The organism is Streptomyces sp. NPDC005576 (assembly GCF_042871745.1).
In the GTDB taxonomy this organism is placed as follows: domain Bacteria; phylum Actinomycetota; class Actinomycetes; order Streptomycetales; family Streptomycetaceae; genus Streptomyces.
The window spans coordinates 337,513-355,653 of record NZ_JBIAJC010000009.1; the positions used below are offsets into that span (position 1 = coordinate 337,513).

Sequence of the window (18,141 nt, forward strand, 5' to 3'; positions counted from 1 at the left end):
GCGGGGCAGCGGCGGGCGGCCCCGCACGGGCGGACGCGGCCCCGTGCGGGGCGGGTGTGATCGTGTGCGGGGCGGGTGCGCTCGCGTGCGGCTCAGACCAGGCGTTCGACGAACTCGCGCACCGCGTCCCGTACGTCCTCGGCCGTCCACTCCAGTCCCGGCGCGTTCACGGTCACCTCGGTGTACGCGACCCCCGGCGGCAGCTGGGACCCGGCGGACCAGCGGCGGAAGAGCGTCACGCCGGTCTCCTCGGCCTGGCGCAGCGAGGCATCGTCCAGCACCTCGGTGGAGTACGGCAGCCAGAGGTGGAACTGGTGGGTGTGCGGCGGCTCGGGGCGCAGCCGGAACCACGGCACCGCCGAGGCTTCGAACGCCTCCGCCAGCGCCCCGGCGACCATCCGGGCCTGCTCCACGTACTCCGGCAGCCGGGGCAGCTCCTGCTCCAGGCCGATGAGCGCGGAGAGCGCGGCCGGGTACTGCTGGAAGATCTGGCCGCCGTAGCGGTGGCGCCAGGAGCGGGCCTCCTCGATCAGCGTCCGGGGACCGGCGAGGGCCGCTCCGGACATGCCGCCGAGGGACTTGTAGAAGGAGACGTAGACGCTGTCGGCGAGGCCCGCGATCTCCGCGAGTCCGTGCCCGAAGTGCGGGGCGCACTCCCAGAGCCGGGCGCCGTCCAGGTGCACCACCGCGTCCCGCTCCCGGGCCGCCGCCACGACCTCGGTCAGCTCCTCCCAGGTCGGCAGGACGAAGCCGGCGTCCCGCAACGGCAGCTCCAGCATCAGGGTGCCGAACGGCTCCGCGACACCGGCGACCTCCTCGGCCGTGGGCAGCCGGGGCGCGCCGGTCGGGTAGACCGTCCGCAGCCCGCTGACCGCGCCGAGCGCCCCCTCCTCGTGGACCTCGGGGTGGGCGAGCGGGTGCAGGGCGACGGTGGCGTTCCCGGTACGCGCCGCCCAGCACCGCAGCGCGACCTGCTGGGCCATCGTGCCGGTCGGGAAGAAGGCCGCCGCCTCCATGCCCAGCAGCCCGGCCACCCGCTCCTCGACCTCGGCGACGACCCCGTTGCCGTAGATGTCGGCCGGTTCGTCCGTGCCGTACACCGATCCGGCGCCCGCCGCGAGGGCGGCCAGCTGTTCGCCGAGCGTGCCGTCCGAGGACGTGCGCGCCAGGATGCGGTGCGAGGCCCGCCAGGCGGCCAGCCTGCGTCGTCGCGTCTTCTCTTCGTCCGTTGCTGCCATGCGACCATCATCGTCCGCCCGGCCCGGGGCACCCACCCGGGGTCGCCCGCGATTCCGGAGCGTCCGGGAGTTACCCACAGGCTGTGGACAGAGCGGGGCCGGGGCGGGGCGCTGGCGTAGCATGCAGAGGAATCGTCCGGTACCCCCCGCGGACTGGAACGGAAGGTCATACCCGCGTGAACACGACATCCCCGAGCGACCCCCTCGACGCCAGGGACCGCCCCGCCCGCCTCGCCGTGGGCGTCGTCGGCGCGGGCCGCGTCGGGCCCGCCCTCGCCGCCGCGCTCCAGCTCGCCGGGCACCGCCCGGTCGCCGTCTCCGGCGTCTCCGAAGCCTCCCGCCGCCGGGCCGCCGCGCTGCTGCCGGACGTGCCGCTGGTGACGCCCGCCGAGGTCTTCGCCCGCGCCGACCTCGTGCTGCTCACCGTCCCCGACGACACCCTGCCCGGCCTGGTCCAGGGCCTCGCCGACACCGGCGCCGTCCGGCCCGGCCAGCTCCTCGTCCACACCTCGGGGCGGTACGGCACCCGGGTGCTCGACCCCGTGCTGCGCGCCGGGGCACTGCCGCTCGCCCTGCACCCCGCGATGACCTTCACCGGTACGCCCGTGGACGTCCAGCGCCTGGCCGGCTGCTCCTTCGGGATCACCGCACCCGAGGAGCTGCGGCTCGCCGCCGAGGCCCTCGTCATCGAGATGGGCGGCGAGCCCGAGTGGATCGAGGAGGAGGCCCGCCCGCTCTACCACGCGGCCCTCGCCCTCGGCGCGAACCACCTGGTCACCCTGGTCGCCGAGGCGATGGAGCTGCTGGCCAAGGCGGGCGTAGCGGCCCCCGACCGGATGCTCGGCCCGCTCCTCGGTGCCGCCCTCGACAACTCCCTGCGCTCCGGCGACGCCGCCCTCACCGGCCCGGTGGCCCGGGGCGACGCGGGCACCGTCGCCGCGCACGTCGCCCAGTTGCGTGCACACGCCCCGCAGATGGTCGCGGGGTACCTCGCGATGGCCCGCGCCACCGCCGACCGGGCCCTCGCGCACGGTCTGCTCAAGCCGGAGTCCGCCGAGGACCTGCTCGGCGTCCTCGCGGACGGCACCGGCACCGGCCGCGCGGCCGGTGCCGCATCCACCGACGACGACGGAGAGCCGGGGGAGACCCGATGAACACCGCACCCACCCCGACCGGCACGGACACCGCCGTCCTGCTCCACACCGCACGGGCGCTCGAAGCACTGCCCCGCCCGGCGGGCGGCCGCCGGGCGGTCGTCATGACGATGGGCGCGCTCCACGACGGCCACGCCACCCTGATCCGGGCCGCACGCACGGCCGCCGGACCGGACGGCCAGGTCGTGGTCACCGTCTTCGTGAACCCGCTCCAGTTCGGTGAGGCCGCCGACCTCGACCGCTACCCGCGCACCCTGGAGGCCGACCTCGCGGTGGCCTCGGCGGCCGGCGCGGACGTGGTCTTCGCGCCCTCGGTCGAGGAGGTGTACCCGGGCGGCGACCCGCAGGTCCGGATCACCGCAGGCCCCATGGGCGAGCGCCTCGAAGGCGCCTCGCGCCCCGGGCACTTCGACGGGATGCTCACGGTCGTCGCCAAACTCCTCCACCTGACCCGCCCGGACGAGGCGCTCTTCGGTCAGAAGGACGCCCAGCAGCTCGCGCTCGTCCGCCGGATGGTCCGCGACCTCAACTTCGGGATCAAGATCACCGCCGTCCCCACCGTCCGGGACGCCGACGGCCTCGCGCTCTCCAGCCGCAACCGGTTCCTCTCCGCCGCCGAGCGGCGTACCGCCCTCGCCCTCTCCGCCGCCCTCTTCGCCGCCCGCGACCGGCTCGCCGCCCAGCAGGCGCTGCGCGAGCGCGCCCTGGCGACCGGCGGCCCGGTACGCGACGGCGGCCACGACGGACACGACTCCGGCCCTGCGCACACCGGCACCGACCGGGCCGCCGGGCTCAACGCCCTCGGCGAGCCCCGCCTCGCCGCCGACGCCCAGGCCGTGGCGCTCGCACCGCACGGCCGCACGGCCGAGGCCGTCCGGGCCGCCGCCCGCACCGTCCTTGAGGACGCCACCCGGGCGGCGGAGCCGCTCGTACTCGACTACCTCGCGCTGGTGGACCCGGCCGACTTCACCGAGGTCCCCGACGACCGGGACGGCGGCGAGGCCGTCCTCGCCGTCGCCGCACGGGTCGGCGCCACCCGTCTGATCGACAACATCCCCCTGAACCTCGGAGCCCTCTCGTGACCGGAATACGGCTGACCGCCCCCGAACCCGGCTGGTTCATCGACGCCGACGTCGTGGTCGTCGGCTCCGGCGTGGCCGGGCTCACCACCGCCCTGCGCTGCGTCGCCGCGGGACTCGACACCGTCGTGGTCACCAAGGCGCGCCTGGACGACGGCTCCACCCGTTGGGCCCAGGGCGGTATCGCCGCCGCGCTCGGTGAGGGCGACACCCCCGAGCAGCACCTCGACGACACCCTCGTCGCCGGCGCGGGACTCTGTGACGAGCGGGCCGTCCGCACCCTGGTCACCGAGGGCCCCGACGCCGTACGCCGGCTCATCGACACCGGGGCGCACTTCGACACCAACGCGAGCGGCGACATCGCCCTCACCCGCGAGGGCGGCCACCACCGGCGCCGGATCGCGCACGCGGGCGGCGACGCCACGGGTGCCGAGATCTCCCGCGCCCTGGTCGAGGCGGTACGCGCCCAGGCGTTGCACACCGTGGAAAACGCCCTGGTCCTGGACCTGCTCACCGACGCCGAAGGCCGTACGGCCGGCGTCACCCTGCACGTCATGGGCGAGGGCCAGCACGACGGGGTCGGCGCGGTCCGCGCCCCCTCGGTGGTGCTCGCCACCGGCGGCATGGGCCAGGTCTTCTCGGCCACTACGAACCCGCCGGTCTCCACCGGCGACGGCGTGGCGCTCGCCCTGCGGGCCGGGGCCGAGATCTCCGACCTGGAGTTCGTCCAGTTCCACCCCACCGTCCTCTTCCTGGGCGCCGGGTCCGAGGGCCAGCAGCCGCTGGTCTCGGAGGCGGTGCGCGGTGAGGGCGCCTACCTCGTGGACGCCTCCGGCACGCGCTTCATGACCGGTCAGCACGAGCTGGCGGAACTCGCCCCGCGCGACATCGTCGCCAAGGCCATCACCCGCCAGATGCAGGCGCAGGGCGCCGAGCACATGTACCTCGACGCCCGGCACTTCGGCGCCGAGATGTGGGAGCAGCGCTTCCCCACGATCCTGGCCACCTGCCGCGAACACGGCATCGACCCGGTCACCGAGCCGATCCCGATCGCACCCGCCGCCCACCACGCCTCCGGCGGCGTCCGTACCGACCTGCGCGGACGCACCACCGTGCCCGGTCTGTACGCCTGCGGGGAGGCCGCCTGCACCGGAGTCCACGGCGCCAACCGCCTCGCCTCCAACTCCCTCCTCGAGGGGCTCGTCTTCGCCGAGCGCATCGCCGCCGACATCGCCGAGCGCCGCCCCGCCCGCACCGAGGCGGTCCGCCCCGAGGGCGGCCCGCGCTCCGCGCTGCTGGCCCCCGAGGCCCGTACGGAGATCCAGCGGAGCATGACCCGGGGCGCCGGGGTGCTCCGCTCCGCCGAGAGCCTGGCCGCCACCGCCCGGGAGCTGGAGGCGCTGCACGACGGCGCGGCCGGCACGGCGAACGAGGGCACGGCGAACGAGGGCACGGCCGCCGGGAAGGCTGCCGTGCCGGGGGTCGACGCGTGGGAGACCACCAACCTCCTGCTGGTCTCCCGGGTCCTCGTCGCCGCGGCGCGCGAGCGCACGGAGACCCGCGGCTGCCACTGGCGCGAGGACCACCCCGACCGCGACGACGCGAACTGGGGCGCCCACCTCGTCGTCCGCGTCGGCGAGGACCGGACGCTCTCCGTGCGCCGCACGCCGGGCACCGACTTCGACCCCGTACGCCCGGAGGACCGGCCGGCCCCCCGCACGGCCTGACCGCACCCGCCCCCGCAGCCCGCACCCCCACCCCGCACCCTTCACGCCACCGCACCGCCCGACGCCCCCGAGGAGCCGCAACCGTGAGCACGCCCGAAGAGAACCGCCCGACACCGGTGGACGTCCCGCTGATCCACATCGGGGCCCCCGCAGCGTCCGCGGGCGGCTGCGGCGACGACTGCGGCTGCGCCTCGGACGACTACGACCCGGACGCCCTGGAGTGCGGGCTCGACCCCGCCCTCGCCGCGCTGCTGGCCGAGGCCGGACTCGACCCCGTCCAGGTGGAGGACGTGGCGCACGTCGCGATCGAGGAGGACCTCGACGGCGGAGTGGACGTCACCACCGTCGCGACCGTCCCCGAGGACGCCGTCGCCACCGGCGACTTCACCGCCCGCGAGGACGGTGTCGTCGCGGGCCTGCACGTCGCCGAGGCCGTGCTCTCCATCGTCTGCACCGAGGACTTCGAGGTCGAGCGCCACGTCGAGGACGGCGAGCGCGTCACCGCGGGCCAGAAGCTGCTGACGGTCACCACCCGCACCCGCGACCTGCTCACCGGCGAGCGCGGGGCGCTCAACCTGCTCTGCCGCCTCTCCGGCATCGCCACCGCCACCCGCGCGTGGGCCGACGTCCTGGAGGGCACCAAGGCCCAGGTCCGCGACACCCGCAAGACCACCCCGGGGCTGCGCGCGCTGGAGAAGTACGCGGTCCGCTGCGGCGGCGGCGTCAACCACCGCATGTCGCTCTCCGACGCCGCCCTGGTCAAGGACAACCACGTGATCGCGGCGGGTGGCGTCGCCGAGGCGTTCAAGCGGGTCCGCGAGGAGTTCCCCGAGCTGGCCATCGAGGTGGAGGTCGACACCCTCCAGCAGGTCCGCGAGGTGCTGGAGGCCGGCGCCGACCTGATCCTGCTGGACAACTTCACCCCCGGCGAGACCGAGGAAGCCGTGGCGCTCGTCGCCGGGCGCGCGGCGCTGGAGTCCTCCGGCCGGCTCACCCTGGACACCGCCCGCGCCTACGCCGACGCGGGCGTCGACTACCTCGCGGTGGGCGCGCTCACCCACTCCTCGCCCATCCTCGACATCGGCCTGGACTTCCGCGAGGTCCCCGCCACCGGCGAGGCCAGCGCCTGATGCTGCTCACCATCGACGTCGGCAACACCCACACCGTCCTCGGTCTCTTCGACGGCGAGGAGATCGTCGAGCACTGGCGGATCTCCACCGACTCCCGCCGCACCGCCGACGAACTGGCCGTGCTCCTCCAGGGGCTGATGGGCATGCACCCGCTGCTCGGTGTGGAGCTGGGCGACGGCATCGAGGGCATCGCGATCTGCTCCACGGTCCCGGCCGTCCTGCACGAGCTGCGCGAGGTGACCCGCCGCTACTACGGCGACGTGCCCGCCATCCTCGTGGAGCCCGGCATCAAGACCGGCGTGCCGATCCTGATGGACAACCCCAAGGAGGTCGGCGCCGACCGCATCATCAACGCGGTCGCGGCGGTCGAGCTGTACGGGGGCCCGGCGATCGTCGTCGACTTCGGCACCGCCACCACCTTCGACGCGGTCTCCGCGCGCGGCGAGTACACCGGCGGGGTCATCTCCCCGGGCATCGAGATCTCGGTCGAGGCGCTCGGCGTGAAGGGCGCCCAGCTCCGCAAGATCGAGCTGGCCCGCCCGCGCAGCGTCATCGGCAAGAACACCGTCGAGGCCATGCAGGCGGGCATCGTCTACGGTTTCGCGGGCCAGGTCGACGGCGTGGTCACGCGGATGAAGCGCGAGCTGGCGGACGACCCCGACGACGTGACCGTCATCGCGACCGGGGGCCTTGCTCCGATGGTGTTGGGGGAGGCATCCGTCATCGACGAGCACGAGCCCTGGCTGACCCTCATCGGGCTCCGCCTGGTCTACGAGCGGAACGTCTCGCGGCTGTAGCCGTGGGCCGTCGTCGCAGTTGCGCACCCCGGCGCACCCCGGCGCACCTGCGACGACGCCGCGCGCCGCCCCACGGCGGCGTCACGGCGGTGTTCCGGCCGCACCGGAGCACGCCGCGCCATATGTGACCAGTTAAGAGGATTTTGTCCCTTTAGCACGTACTGTCGCGCCATGCCCACGCCCTACGGATCACGAGGCGGCATGGCGTTCGGTGCGGACGAGCTGCGGGTACTCCGACGCGCTCTCGCCTTTGCCCTCCACCCCATGCCCTTGCCCGACGAGGATGTCCAGGACTGCCTGCGGCTCGCCGGAGCGGTGGACGACGCGGTCGGCGAGGCGGGCCGGCTCCGCGCGTTCCTGCTCGCCGACCTCGCCCGCTACCGCGCCGCCCTCCCCGGCTCCGTCAGCGGCTACCTGGAACTCCTCCAGGACGCCCTGGCCGCCGGTTACGACCCCCGGCCGGACGATCTCGCCGCCCTGCGGGCGCTCCGCGGCAGACCGGTCGCGGCGGCGCTCCTGGAGCGCTGCCAGGTGCTCGCCGAACGCCCGGTACGGGCCCGGCTGGCGGGCCGTACCGCCGCCCTCACCGCCCCGGGCCCCCGCAGCCGGCTGCTGGCCCTGCCGGGCGGCAGAGCGGCGGCGGAGCCCCAGCGGCCCGCGAGCCCGGCCGCACCGTCCAGGCCGCCGACGCCGGGCGACCGCCCGATGCCCAAGCCGTCCGAGGTCTTCCCGCCGCGCCGCCGCCCGGCGCCGCCGCCCGAAGAGCAGCGCGCGGCCGGCTGAGCACCCGTCCGTTTCCCGTACGTACGGCGGTCCGGCCCCGACCCACCGGGAGGGTGCCTCGGGCCGCCGTACCGGCATCGCTACTCTGGACGGCATGGACTACGTAGCCGCACTTGTTCCGCCCGTCGTGATGGCCGCATTCTTCATCGGTCTCGTGGTGACGATGGTGAAGAGCCAGGGTGGGCCGAACAAGGGCAAGGAGGACGCGGCCGTGGACGCCGCCCTCGCCCGCGCCGAGGCCGCCCGCCAGTCCCCGGCCGCCGAAAGCGCCTGAACGCCTGAGCGCTCGGACGCCTGTAGCGCTTGGGCACCTGGGCGCTTGGCTACCCGAGCGCACGGGCACCTGGGCGCCCTGAATGATGCATTCCGGGCCGGGATCGGCGCCGGTACCGGTGCGTGCCCCGGTCCCGTGCGGCTCCGTACGCGTATCGGTACCGCCTAACCGGTACCGATATCCGGAGTGCAGGTATCCGGAGTGCTGGTATCCGGTGCCATGCGTGCCCGCCTCCGTCGGGGTCCCGCCGCTGTTTTCCGCTCTGTTCCGGCGTCGTCGCGCCGGATTCCCCGGCGTGGGAGGCGGTTACGGCGCCCGGATACCTTCCGCTCTCCTCTTCCGGTTCTCCACCGGTACGGGTGCCCCACAACCGACCGTGCGGACGGTTATCGGCTCCTCCCACCGGCGCGCGGTACTGAATTCGCGCCCCCTGTGCCACCCGCACAACCCGGCGCACTCCAAGAACGTGCGGCTCGCGTCGAGTCGCACGCTCTTTTTCGTGACCCCTCAGGGTTCCGGGGTTCTCTCAGTCTTCTCCGGGGCTCGGAGGCCAGGGGGTTCAGGGGGTTCGGAGGGTTCCGAAGAAAATAACTGCGCATTTCGGACATCTGGCATTAAGGTGACCGTGTGCCCCGTCAATTGGGAGAGCTGGAAGACGCCGTGATGACGCGCGTCTGGCAATGGAACCGACCCGTCACTGTGCGAGAAGTGCTGGAAGACCTCCAGCGGGAACGCTCGATCGCTTACACCACCGTCATGACGGTTATGGACAACCTTCATCAGAAGGGGTGGGTCCGCAGGGAAGTCGACGGCCGGGCTTATCGATATACGGCGGTCTCCACGCGCGCCGCGTACTCGGCCGCACTGATGAACGAGGCCTGGTCGCGGAGCGACAACCCCGCCGCCGCTCTCGTCGCCTTCTTCGGCATGATGTCCGCGGAACAGCGGGAAGCCCTGAAGGATGCCGTACGGATCATTTCCCCAGGTCCGAGCGGCGCGGCGGCAGTACCGACGGACCCCGCCGACACCGTCGGCGGCACGGCCGACGATGCGGAGGACACGGGGGAAGGCGGCCCGGAGGGCGGCGCGGAAGACGGCGCGAAAGGCAGTGCGGAAGGCAGTACGGAAGGCAGTGCAGAAGGACGTGCGGAAGACGTCTCTGCCGACGGCGCGTCCGATGTTCCGGCCGATGGCACGACCGGGGAGGGTGGACGGTAGCGTCGGGACATGTCTGCAGACCTGACGCATAGCCAGTCGGAAACCGAAGGTGAAACCGACTCGGCGGTCGAAAAGCCCGCCATCACCGTCCGCCGTGCCAGGACCAGCGATGTCGCCGCGGTCCGCCGGCTGCTCGACGGCTACGTGACCGACGGCATCCTCCTGGACAAAGCGACGGTCACTCTTTACGAGGACATCCAGGAGTTCTGGGTCGCGGAACGCGACCAGGACGCCGGGGTCGTCGGATGCGGCGCGCTCCATGTGATGTGGGAAGACCTCGCCGAAGTGCGAACTCTCGCCGTCGATCACCGGCTCAAGGGCAGCGGAGTGGGCCACCAGGTTCTCGACAAGCTGTTGCAGACCGCGCGCTGGCTCGGGGTCCGCCGGGTTTTCTGCCTGACCTTCGAAGTCGACTTCTTCGCGAAGCACGGGTTCGTGGAGATCGGCGAGACGCCGGTCGACATGGATGTCTACAGTGAGCTGCTGCGTTCCTATGACGAGGGTGTCGCCGAGTTCCTCGGTCTCGAACGAGTGAAGCCGAACACCTTGGGCAACAGCCGGATGCTTCTGCACCTGTGATCGGTAGAAGTACGCCGATCCCTATGTCCGATACGCGCCCGTTTCCCGCGTTCCCGGGGTCCCGAACCTCTCCCTGGGGTTTGTGTTTTCCCGGGAAAAGCGGTTTCCTTTCCGCGTACTCCATTTTCGATGAAAGGATATCTCGTGGCGCAGAAGGTTCAGGTCCTTCTTGTTGACGACCTCGACGGCGGCGAGGCGAACGAGACCGTCACGTTCGCGCTGGACGGCAAGACCTACGAGATCGACCTCACGACGGCCAACGCGGACAAGCTCCGTGGTCTTCTCGAGCCGTACACCAAGAGCGGACGCCGCACCGGCGGTCGCGCCGCCACGGGCCGTAAGGGCCGTGCGCTCGGTGCCGGTACCGGCGGGAGCAAGGACACCGCCGAAATCCGCAAGTGGGCCCGTGACAACGGCCTCGAGGTGAACGACCGCGGACGCGTTCCGGCCGGAGTCCGCGAGGCCTACGAGCAGGCCAACGCCTGACCTGAGGGCCGGCCGGCGGACGGACGCACCCGGGAACGCCTCAAACGGACCCGGTGGCATTCCGTCGCCGCCATATCCACCAGCCGTACGAGATCGGGAGTATCCCCACCCCTGCTCCCGAAGCCCGCGAGGGCCGGAAGAAGAAGATCCGGACCCCGCGGCGGCTCGGGGGGCCGCAGCCAGAGCGCGGCCCCCGGCGGACAGCGATGCGACAGCCGGTGCGGTGCCGGTGCGGTGATCCTGCCACCGGCCCCGATGCCCACGAGATCCAGCGCGATGCCGCCCCACTCCAGCCACTCCAGCAGTGCGGGCAGTTCCTCCGCGCTCCCGGCCGCCACGAGCAGCCGCAGCCGCCCCCGCGCCACCGCCACGGGGCCGGTACGCCCGAAACGGCGCAGCACCGCACGACCTGCGGCGGAGGGCAGTTCCAGCACGTCGAACCGGATGCCGGTCAGCAGCTCCAGCGGACGGCCCCGGTCGGTCGCCCAGCCGAGCCCGTCCTCGTACCACCGCTCCATGGCCGCGCCGGCACTCTCGGCGTCCTCGGAGTCCTCCAAGCCCCCGGCGGGGCCGGTCCCCGGGTGCGTACCCGCGTCCGGGTCCCACCCGCGACCCGACGGGACCAGTGCCGACGTGTCGGCCCACCGGGGGGCGCGAGGGGGCGGGACGATGGGGCTCATGTGCGATGAACCGCCGGACGGCCCTCCGGGTTACGCGAGGGGGTGGCGACAGGCCAGGGTGTCACCCACCGTGTGCGCCGCCTCACGAAGGGTTCCCGTCAAGGGCGTGCGAGGGAGCGTCGGGCGCCACGCGGTTGTTCGCCCGTAGCGGAGGGATGGGGCGCACGCCGCATGGACTGTCTGTAATTGCGGGTAAGACATGACTGGTGGGAAGGGGCGACACACGAACCGGGGCGTCTCACGTTCGCCATCGGCGTAGTGGTGACAGGGGTATCTGCCTGGCCTGCGGGAACATCGTCTCGCACCATCGGGTTGGAGCAGGTGTCCGCTGATCGGCAAGATTTCCTCGCTGACGCGGGGGTGATCCGGTCGGCAGTTGGAATGAGCGGTCCCCGCTTGCGGGACTAAGCTGCGGAAGGACAGGGAGGGGACCGACCCCTAACTGCCTGACCGCTCTGAGGAGCGATTAACGATGTTCGAGAGGTTCACCGACCGCGCGCGGCGGGTTGTCGTCCTGGCTCAGGAAGAAGCCCGGATGCTCAACCACAACTACATCGGCACCGAACACATTCTCCTGGGCCTTATCCACGAGGGTGAGGGTGTCGCCGCTAAGGCCCTGGAGAGCCTCGGGATTTCGCTCGAGGCGGTCCGCCAGCAGGTGGAGGAGATCATCGGTCAGGGCCAGCAGGCCCCGTCCGGCCACATCCCCTTCACGCCCCGAGCCAAGAAGGTCCTGGAGCTGTCGCTCCGCGAGGCCCTCCAGCTCGGCCACAACTACATCGGCACGGAGCACATCCTGCTCGGCCTGATCCGCGAGGGCGAAGGCGTCGCCGCGCAGGTCCTGGTGAAGCTGGGTGCCGACCTCAACCGGGTGCGGCAGCAGGTCATCCAGCTGCTCTCCGGCTACTCCACCAGCAAGGAGGCCGCCACCGCCGGTGGCCCCGCCGAGGGCACTCCCTCCACCTCCCTGGTGCTGGACCAGTTCGGCCGCAACCTCACGCAGGCCGCCCGCGAATCCAAGCTCGACCCGGTCATCGGGCGCGAGAAGGAGATCGAGCGGGTCATGCAGGTGCTGTCCCGCCGGACCAAGAACAACCCGGTCCTCATCGGCGAGCCCGGCGTCGGCAAGACGGCCGTCGTCGAGGGCCTGGCCCAGGCGATCGTCAAGGGCGAGGTGCCCGAGACCCTCAAGGACAAGCACCTCTACACCCTGGACCTCGGCGCCCTGGTGGCCGGCTCCCGGTACCGCGGTGACTTCGAGGAGCGCCTGAAGAAGGTCCTCAAGGAGATCCGCACCCGCGGCGACATCATCCTGTTCATCGACGAGCTCCACACCCTCGTGGGTGCGGGTGCCGCCGAGGGCGCGATCGACGCCGCGAGCATCCTCAAGCCGATGCTGGCCCGTGGTGAGCTCCAGACCATCGGTGCGACCACGCTCGACGAGTACCGCAAGCACCTGGAGAAGGACGCCGCTCTCGAGCGCCGCTTCCAGCCCATCCAGGTCGCGGAGCCGTCGCTGCCGCACACCATCGAGATCCTCAAGGGTCTGCGCGACCGTTACGAGGCCCATCACCGGGTCTCCATCACGGACGAGGCGCTGGTCCAGGCCGCCACCCTGGCCGACCGGTACATCTCGGACCGCTTCCTCCCGGACAAGGCGATCGACCTGATCGACGAGGCCGGCTCCCGGATGCGCATCCGCCGGATGACCGCGCCGCCGGACCTCCGCGAGTTCGACGAGAAGATCGCGGGCGTCCGCCGCGACAAGGAGTCGGCGATCGACTCCCAGGACTTCGAGAAGGCAGCTTCGCTCCGCGACAAGGAGAAGCAGCTGCTGGCCGCGAAGACCAAGCGCGAGAAGGAATGGAAGGCCGGCGACATGGACGTCGTCGCCGAGGTCGACGGCGAGCTCATCGCCGAAGTCCTGGCGACCGCCACCGGCATCCCGGTCTTCAAGCTGACGGAGGAGGAGTCCTCCCGTCTGCTGCGCATGGAGGACGAGCTCCACAAGCGCGTCATCGGCCAGAAGGACGCCATCAAGGCCCTTTCCCAGGCGATCCGCCGTACGCGGGCCGGCCTGAAGGACCCGAAGCGCCCCGGAGGCTCGTTCATCTTCGCCGGCCCGTCCGGTGTCGGTAAGACCGAGCTCTCCAAGACGCTCGCCGAATTCCTCTTCGGCGACGAGGACGCGCTGATCTCCCTCGACATGTCGGAGTTCAGCGAGAAGCACACGGTCTCCCGTCTCTTCGGTTCGCCCCCCGGCTACGTGGGCTACGAAGAGGGCGGCCAGCTCACCGAGAAGGTGCGCCGCAAGCCGTTCTCCGTCGTCCTCTTCGACGAGGTCGAGAAGGCCCACCCCGATATCTTCAATTCCCTGCTCCAGATTCTGGAAGACGGTCGCCTGACCGACTCCCAGGGCCGGGTCGTGGACTTCAAGAACACGGTCATCATCATGACGACCAACCTCGGGACCCGGGACATCTCGAAGGGCTTCAACCTGGGCTTCGCCGCCCAGGGCGACGTCAAGACGAACTACGAGCGGATGAAGGTCAAGGTCAACGAAGAGCTCAAGCAGCACTTCCGGCCCGAGTTCCTGAACCGCGTCGACGACACCGTCGTCTTCCACCAGCTCAGCCAGGAAGACATCATCCAGATCGTCGACCTCATGGTCGACAAGGTGGATGAGCGTCTCAAGGACCGTGACATGGGCATCGAGCTCTCCACGGACGCGAAGAACCTGCTCGCGAAGAAGGGTTACGACCCCGTGATGGGCGCCCGGCCGCTGCGCCGGACGATCCAGCGCGAGATCGAGGACATCCTCTCCGAGAAGATCCTCTTCGGCGAGCTGCGCCCCGGCCACATCGTGGTCGTCGGCACGGAGGGCGAAGGCGAAGAGAAGAAGTTCACCTTCCGCGGCGAGGAGAAGTCGGCTCTGCCCGACGTCCCGCCGATCGAGTCGGCCGCCGGCGGCGCCGGCCCGAACATGCAGAAGGACGCGTCGTAGTCCACGACGACGTGAGTGAGTGAAGGGGCTGCCCCGGACCGGTTATCGGTCCGGGGCAGCTTCTTCGTGCGGGGGGGAGCAGGGGGTTCAGAAGCGGCCCTCGACGGACAGGCGGTCGCCCATGAGCTCAGCGTTGAAGAGCTCCCCCTTGGCTGTCAGCCAGATCACCTTCACGTTCAGCCCGGCCTGCTCGCGCAGGGGCGCCAGGTCGATCCGAACCTCCGTGTGGCAGGTCAGCGTGAGGGATCGAAGGGACGGAAACAGGCCGGGGAGCGACCGCAGGTCGGCACCGCGGGCCGGGCCGATCCCGAAGGAGAGCTTACGTAGGTGCGTGACCGGCTCCACGCGTCGAGGCCATATCTCGATACGGGGTTGTGTCACCTCGACCTCGGTGAGGCTCGGGGCGGTGCGGAGCGAGTCGACCAGCGAGGTCAGCGAGGCCACCGTGGTCAACCGCAAGGACTGGAGCGAGGACCACCCCCGTAGATCGCCGAGTTCCCTCACACCGCTTCGTAGCAGGGCCAGATGCCGGAGGTGGGGGATGGGCGGGAGGTCGCTCAGGCGTCCTGTCGGGGAGCGGAGTTCCAGCGTGTTCAGACTCGCCACGTCCCGCAGAGCGGCGAGCCGGCCCCACGGGAGGTGGCTGACATCGAGGTTGATCTCCCGGAGGGCGGGCCATTCCCCGAGCGCGGTGAGATCGGTGACCTCGGGGCATCCGTCGACGGTGAGATGCCTGAGGTTTTCGCTGTTGCGCAGTGTCGAGAGGTCGTGGAGCAGTGGATTTCCGAGGTGGCTCAGGATTCCGGGAGCGGCCTCGGACAGCCCACGCCGCAGGTCGGCGTCGGTGAAGGAGCCGCCGAAGGCGACGCCGACGAAGTGCCCGAGGGGGCCGAGATGAGGTAGTGCCATCAGCTCGGCACGGCTGCGGATGGTCAGGAACGCCCCGCTGAGATCTCCCTTGCCCAGCACGTCCTTCGCGAACTCCTCGGTGGGGAAGCTCTTCCAGCTGGGGGCCAGCATCCGGGCTGACCTCGGGGAGGCCGCGACCCAGTCACGGGCGTACGACAGAGCCTCCGGTCCGCCGACCTCGCCGAGCAACTGCGCGATGGCTTCGTTGCCGATGATGTCGGACCGGATGGCGGTGGGCTCCGGCAGGTAGGTCAGCGCATCGGGACCGAGGGACCCGAGCAGCTTCACCATGGAGGTCAGGCGGGGCGGGAAGAGCCCGGTGAGAGCACTGCGTATCCTTCGCCGTGTCCTGTCGTCCAGCAGCGTGGCGTGCTGGGCGCAGAGGGCGGCCAGCACACGAGTCTTCGGGACGAGCTCGGCATCGAGGGCGCGGGGGCCGGGGGCGTACCTCTCCGCCCGGTCCAGCAGGCCGTTGATCAGCTCGTCGATCTCGCGTCGGCCGCAGTGGCCGGCCGCCAGTTCGATCACGTCCGCCCACGATTCGTCCTCGGCGGACCGGAGCAGTTCGTTGATCTGATCCGACTCGACGAACTCCGCGGCGGCCAGGTAGTCCTGGAAAGTGCGGTGGGTGAACTGGTAGAGGTTCTCGGCGCGTTCCTGGAGAAGGCCGCTGCGATTGAGCAGGTGGGTCAGGATCGCGTCGGCCGTCCCCTGTTTCCGTACCCGCTCCATGCTCGCCAGCGCCCGGTCCAGCTGGCGCAGGGCCTGCTCCCGGGAGAACTCCGTCTGCCCCTCGCGCACCAGCCAGATCGCGATCCGCTGGAGGAGCAGCGCCTGCTCCTCCACTTCCATGGTGATGCCCTCAGGGCCTCCGATTCCCCGCCGCTGGTCCCGGTTGCCCAGGAGCATGTCGAGTGAGGACCGGTAGAGCTTCCATCGGGTGTTCGGGAGGAAGCCCTCCTGCCGGCGGTGCAGGGCACAGATCACCGCGCACAGCAGGGGCGTACGCGCCAGGTCGCTCAGCGTGCGGTTGACGCGGAACTGCCTGGCGAGGTCGTGTTCCAGCTCACGCAGGCGCTGATGGTCGTCGTCGTCCAGCCGTGCGGCCTTGTGCCAAGCCGCCACGAACGCCTGGATGTCCTCGTTCCGCAGGGGCAGCAGCCGCAGCTCCTCGAAGCCCTCGGCAGCCAGCCACTCCGGTTCGACGGCGAGCGGTCGCACGGTGGCCACGCAGCGGGTCCCCGGGAAGCGGGCGAGGAGACCGGAGAGCCAGGTGTACGTCTCCTCCCGCTCCCCCGGCGGTACCTCGTCCAGTCCGTCGACCAGGAGGAGGCCCCGGCCCGACTCCAGAACGCGCCCGGCCCAGCCGTCCGGAGCGGCGTCCACGGCCAGCCGTGCGGCCCCGGGGAGTCCAGCCGGGGCGGGCAGCGTCTCGCCGCGTGCCCGGAGGGTGCGCAGGGGGACGACGAAGGGGATGAAGCCGTTGAGCGCCACGAGCCGGTCCGGCAGCGTCCCCGCCGAGGCGTGCGCGGCCAGCCACCACAGCAGGGTGGTCTTCCCGGCCCCCGCGTCGCCCCGGAGCAGAACCCTGGGACGGTCGGTCAGTAACTCGTCGATGCGCTGGGGAGTAGCTCTGGCCGCAGGAAGGGTGCGGGCCTGTTTGCTGGTCCAAGGGTGGCCCGCCTCCGCCTCCAGGCTCAGATATGCCGTGTCGAGGTCCCATTCGGAGTCGCGTCGGCCCAGCTCGTCCAGTCCGAAGATCTTGGTCTTGCGGTAGGCCGCGCCGAGGGCGAGCGCGTACTCCTCCTCGTACCCGGGGTCGGCCGGGTGGTAGCCGGAGACCTGCTCGGAGCGGGGGAGCGATCCGACAGCATGCTCGTACGCCTGGCGGAAGCCGGCGGAGTCCAGCACCGGTCTCAGCGAGACGCACTCCACGCGACGCCCGCCGTGCCGGGGCGGGATCGAACGAGCGAGGCCCAGCAGCACGGCCCCGGCGAAGACCGGACCGCCGGAGAGGCCGCTCAGGAGAGCCTCGCCGTCCTCATCCATGCCTGGGGGCGGACCGTCCAGCTCGCAGACCAGGAGGTCACGGAGGAGGCCCGCCAGAGGCAGCACGGTGGCGATGTACTGGTCAGCCTCCAGATGGCGTTCGGGGCCGTACCGCTGGATCTCCGGGAAACCGGTGATCTCGCACAGGGGAATGGTCTGGGTCGAGGCGAGGACCCCCAGGCGCACCGGCGGGACAGGCACAACCGGCTCGGCGGCCAGGAGAAGCGCCGCGTCCACCTTGGCGCTCACCCAGAGGACGCTGCCGCGCACGGGCATCGACCGGTCCGGATGTGCGATCGATGCATGGGTCTCACCGCCCAGTACATGCGCGCAGGTCAGCACCAGCCGGTCCGTGAGCAGCACCCCGCTGCCCTGGCGGCCCGACTGGACCACGACGGTGCGGTCCGTGGGGCGTACGGGGCGGGGGCTGCGTACGTGCCGCATGTGCGGGACCGGCGGAAGGGTGTCGCTCACGCGCCGTCGCGTCCCCGGCCGAAGTGGGCGGTGCTGCCGCCCGGGGCGTCGTTGCCGATCTCCAGCGGGCCGGAGCCGTCCGCTTCGGCCTTGCGGGGGGTGAGGGTGAAGGCGACCTTGTGCAGGGTGCCGGTGATGCGGGAGGCGTCGGCACCTGCCTCCACCACCCATGCCTTGACCTTGGCACCCGCCTTGGCCTCCTTGCGGAGTTCCACCGTGAACTCCATCTGGATGTCGCCCACGGCGAAGACCACGGGCCGGCCGGTGGCGCGGGCGGCGGCTTCGATGAGCTGGTCGCGGATCGACTCGACGGCGTCCGCCAGTTCGATCCGGTCCAGGGCGTGGGTCTCGTCGGTGCTCATGGCAGTCCCCCGGAGCCGCCTGTCCGGCGGCACATTGACGTGGCGTGCCGAAGGTCCCGAAGCGGACATCCCTTGGTCCCACCGGCGGTGACAAGGCGCACAGGCCATTTCGAGCCTACTAGCGAGCGCCGTAGATGCGCTCGGGATCACCGGAAGGTCTTTGGTCCCGGGGTCGGCCGGGACCTTCGAACGGCGAAA

At 71.5% G+C, this 18,141-nt stretch carries 15 protein-coding genes; 11 read left to right on the forward strand and 4 right to left on the reverse strand.

The window, feature by feature from the left end; translation table 11 throughout:
• Positions 1-92: 92 nt before the first annotated feature.
• Entirely contained in the window at positions 93-1,238 is a 1,146-nt protein-coding gene (locus tag ACFYPN_RS18640; RefSeq protein WP_389299375.1) for a threonine aldolase family protein, read from the reverse strand.
• Between the two features lie 176 nt (positions 1,239-1,414).
• Here ACFYPN_RS18640 and ACFYPN_RS18645 point away from each other — a divergent pair, with 176 nt between their 5' ends.
• The 10 genes from ACFYPN_RS18645 to ACFYPN_RS18690 all read left to right on the forward strand — a co-directional run bounded on the left by ACFYPN_RS18645 (position 1,415) and on the right by ACFYPN_RS18690 (position 10,465).
• Positions 1,415-2,392, forward strand: coding sequence for a DUF2520 domain-containing protein (locus ACFYPN_RS18645; protein WP_358761118.1), 978 nt, complete (start codon positions 1,415-1,417; stop codon positions 2,390-2,392).
• Positions 2,389-3,474 carry a pantoate--beta-alanine ligase gene (panC, locus tag ACFYPN_RS18650; RefSeq protein ID WP_389299377.1) on the forward strand — a complete coding sequence of 362 codons (1,086 nt, stop codon included), beginning with the start codon at positions 2,389-2,391 and terminating at the stop codon, positions 3,472-3,474. The genes ACFYPN_RS18645 and panC overlap by 4 nt, the downstream gene beginning before the upstream one ends.
• A complete protein-coding gene (locus tag ACFYPN_RS18655) occupies positions 3,471-5,198 on the forward strand; it encodes an L-aspartate oxidase (protein ID WP_389299380.1) in 1,728 nt (575 codons plus the stop codon). Before panC ends, ACFYPN_RS18655 begins: the two co-directional genes overlap by 4 nt.
• A gap of 83 nt (positions 5,199-5,281) precedes the next feature.
• Complete coding sequence (gene nadC, locus ACFYPN_RS18660) at positions 5,282-6,328, forward strand: carboxylating nicotinate-nucleotide diphosphorylase (protein WP_389299383.1); 1,047 nt, start codon at positions 5,282-5,284, stop codon at positions 6,326-6,328.
• Positions 6,328-7,125 carry a type III pantothenate kinase gene (locus ACFYPN_RS18665; protein WP_358761114.1) on the forward strand — a complete coding sequence of 266 codons (798 nt, stop codon included), beginning with the start codon at positions 6,328-6,330 and terminating at the stop codon, positions 7,123-7,125. The genes nadC and ACFYPN_RS18665 overlap by 1 nt, the downstream gene beginning before the upstream one ends.
• A gap of 201 nt (positions 7,126-7,326) precedes the next feature.
• Positions 7,327-7,908: a hypothetical protein gene (locus tag ACFYPN_RS18670; protein ID WP_389299454.1), complete on the forward strand. Its 582-nt coding sequence runs from the start codon at positions 7,327-7,329 to the stop codon at positions 7,906-7,908.
• Between the two features lie 94 nt (positions 7,909-8,002).
• Positions 8,003-8,182: a hypothetical protein gene (locus tag ACFYPN_RS18675; protein ID WP_358761113.1), complete on the forward strand. Its 180-nt coding sequence runs from the start codon at positions 8,003-8,005 to the stop codon at positions 8,180-8,182.
• 663 nt (positions 8,183-8,845) lie between these two features.
• A complete protein-coding gene (locus tag ACFYPN_RS18680) occupies positions 8,846-9,400 on the forward strand; it encodes a BlaI/MecI/CopY family transcriptional regulator (protein WP_389299457.1) in 555 nt (184 codons plus the stop codon).
• Positions 9,401-9,409: 9 nt separating this feature from the next.
• Complete coding sequence (locus tag ACFYPN_RS18685; protein WP_358761112.1) at positions 9,410-9,979, forward strand: amino-acid N-acetyltransferase; 570 nt, start codon at positions 9,410-9,412, stop codon at positions 9,977-9,979.
• 144 nt (positions 9,980-10,123) lie between these two features.
• Positions 10,124-10,465 (forward strand): Lsr2 family protein, encoded by a 342-nt coding sequence (locus ACFYPN_RS18690; RefSeq protein ID WP_358761111.1) that lies wholly within the window; start codon positions 10,124-10,126, stop codon positions 10,463-10,465.
• Here ACFYPN_RS18690 and ACFYPN_RS18695 read toward each other — a convergent pair.
• Positions 10,444-11,145 (reverse strand): SCO3374 family protein, encoded by a 702-nt coding sequence (locus tag ACFYPN_RS18695; protein WP_389299388.1) that lies wholly within the window; start codon positions 11,143-11,145, stop codon positions 10,444-10,446. The two genes, ACFYPN_RS18690 and ACFYPN_RS18695, sit on opposite strands and share 22 nt — an antisense overlap.
• A 472-nt stretch (positions 11,146-11,617) precedes the next feature.
• On the opposite strand from ACFYPN_RS18695, the gene ACFYPN_RS18700 reads away from it, so the two are divergent.
• Positions 11,618-14,149 (forward strand): ATP-dependent Clp protease ATP-binding subunit, encoded by a 2,532-nt coding sequence (locus ACFYPN_RS18700; protein ID WP_358761110.1) that lies wholly within the window; start codon positions 11,618-11,620, stop codon positions 14,147-14,149.
• Between the two features lie 87 nt (positions 14,150-14,236).
• Here ACFYPN_RS18700 and ACFYPN_RS18705 read toward each other — a convergent pair whose 3' ends face one another.
• Together ACFYPN_RS18705 and ACFYPN_RS18710 are read right to left on the reverse strand one after the other, a co-directional pair.
• Positions 14,237-17,581, reverse strand: coding sequence for an NACHT domain-containing protein (locus tag ACFYPN_RS18705; protein ID WP_389299391.1), 3,345 nt, complete (start codon positions 17,579-17,581; stop codon positions 14,237-14,239).
• On the reverse strand, positions 17,578-17,943 hold the full coding sequence (locus ACFYPN_RS18710) for a trypco2 family protein (protein ID WP_389299394.1): 366 nt from the start codon (positions 17,941-17,943) through the stop codon (positions 17,578-17,580). The genes ACFYPN_RS18705 and ACFYPN_RS18710 overlap by 4 nt, the downstream gene beginning before the upstream one ends.
• Positions 17,944-18,141: the final 198 nt, after the last annotated feature.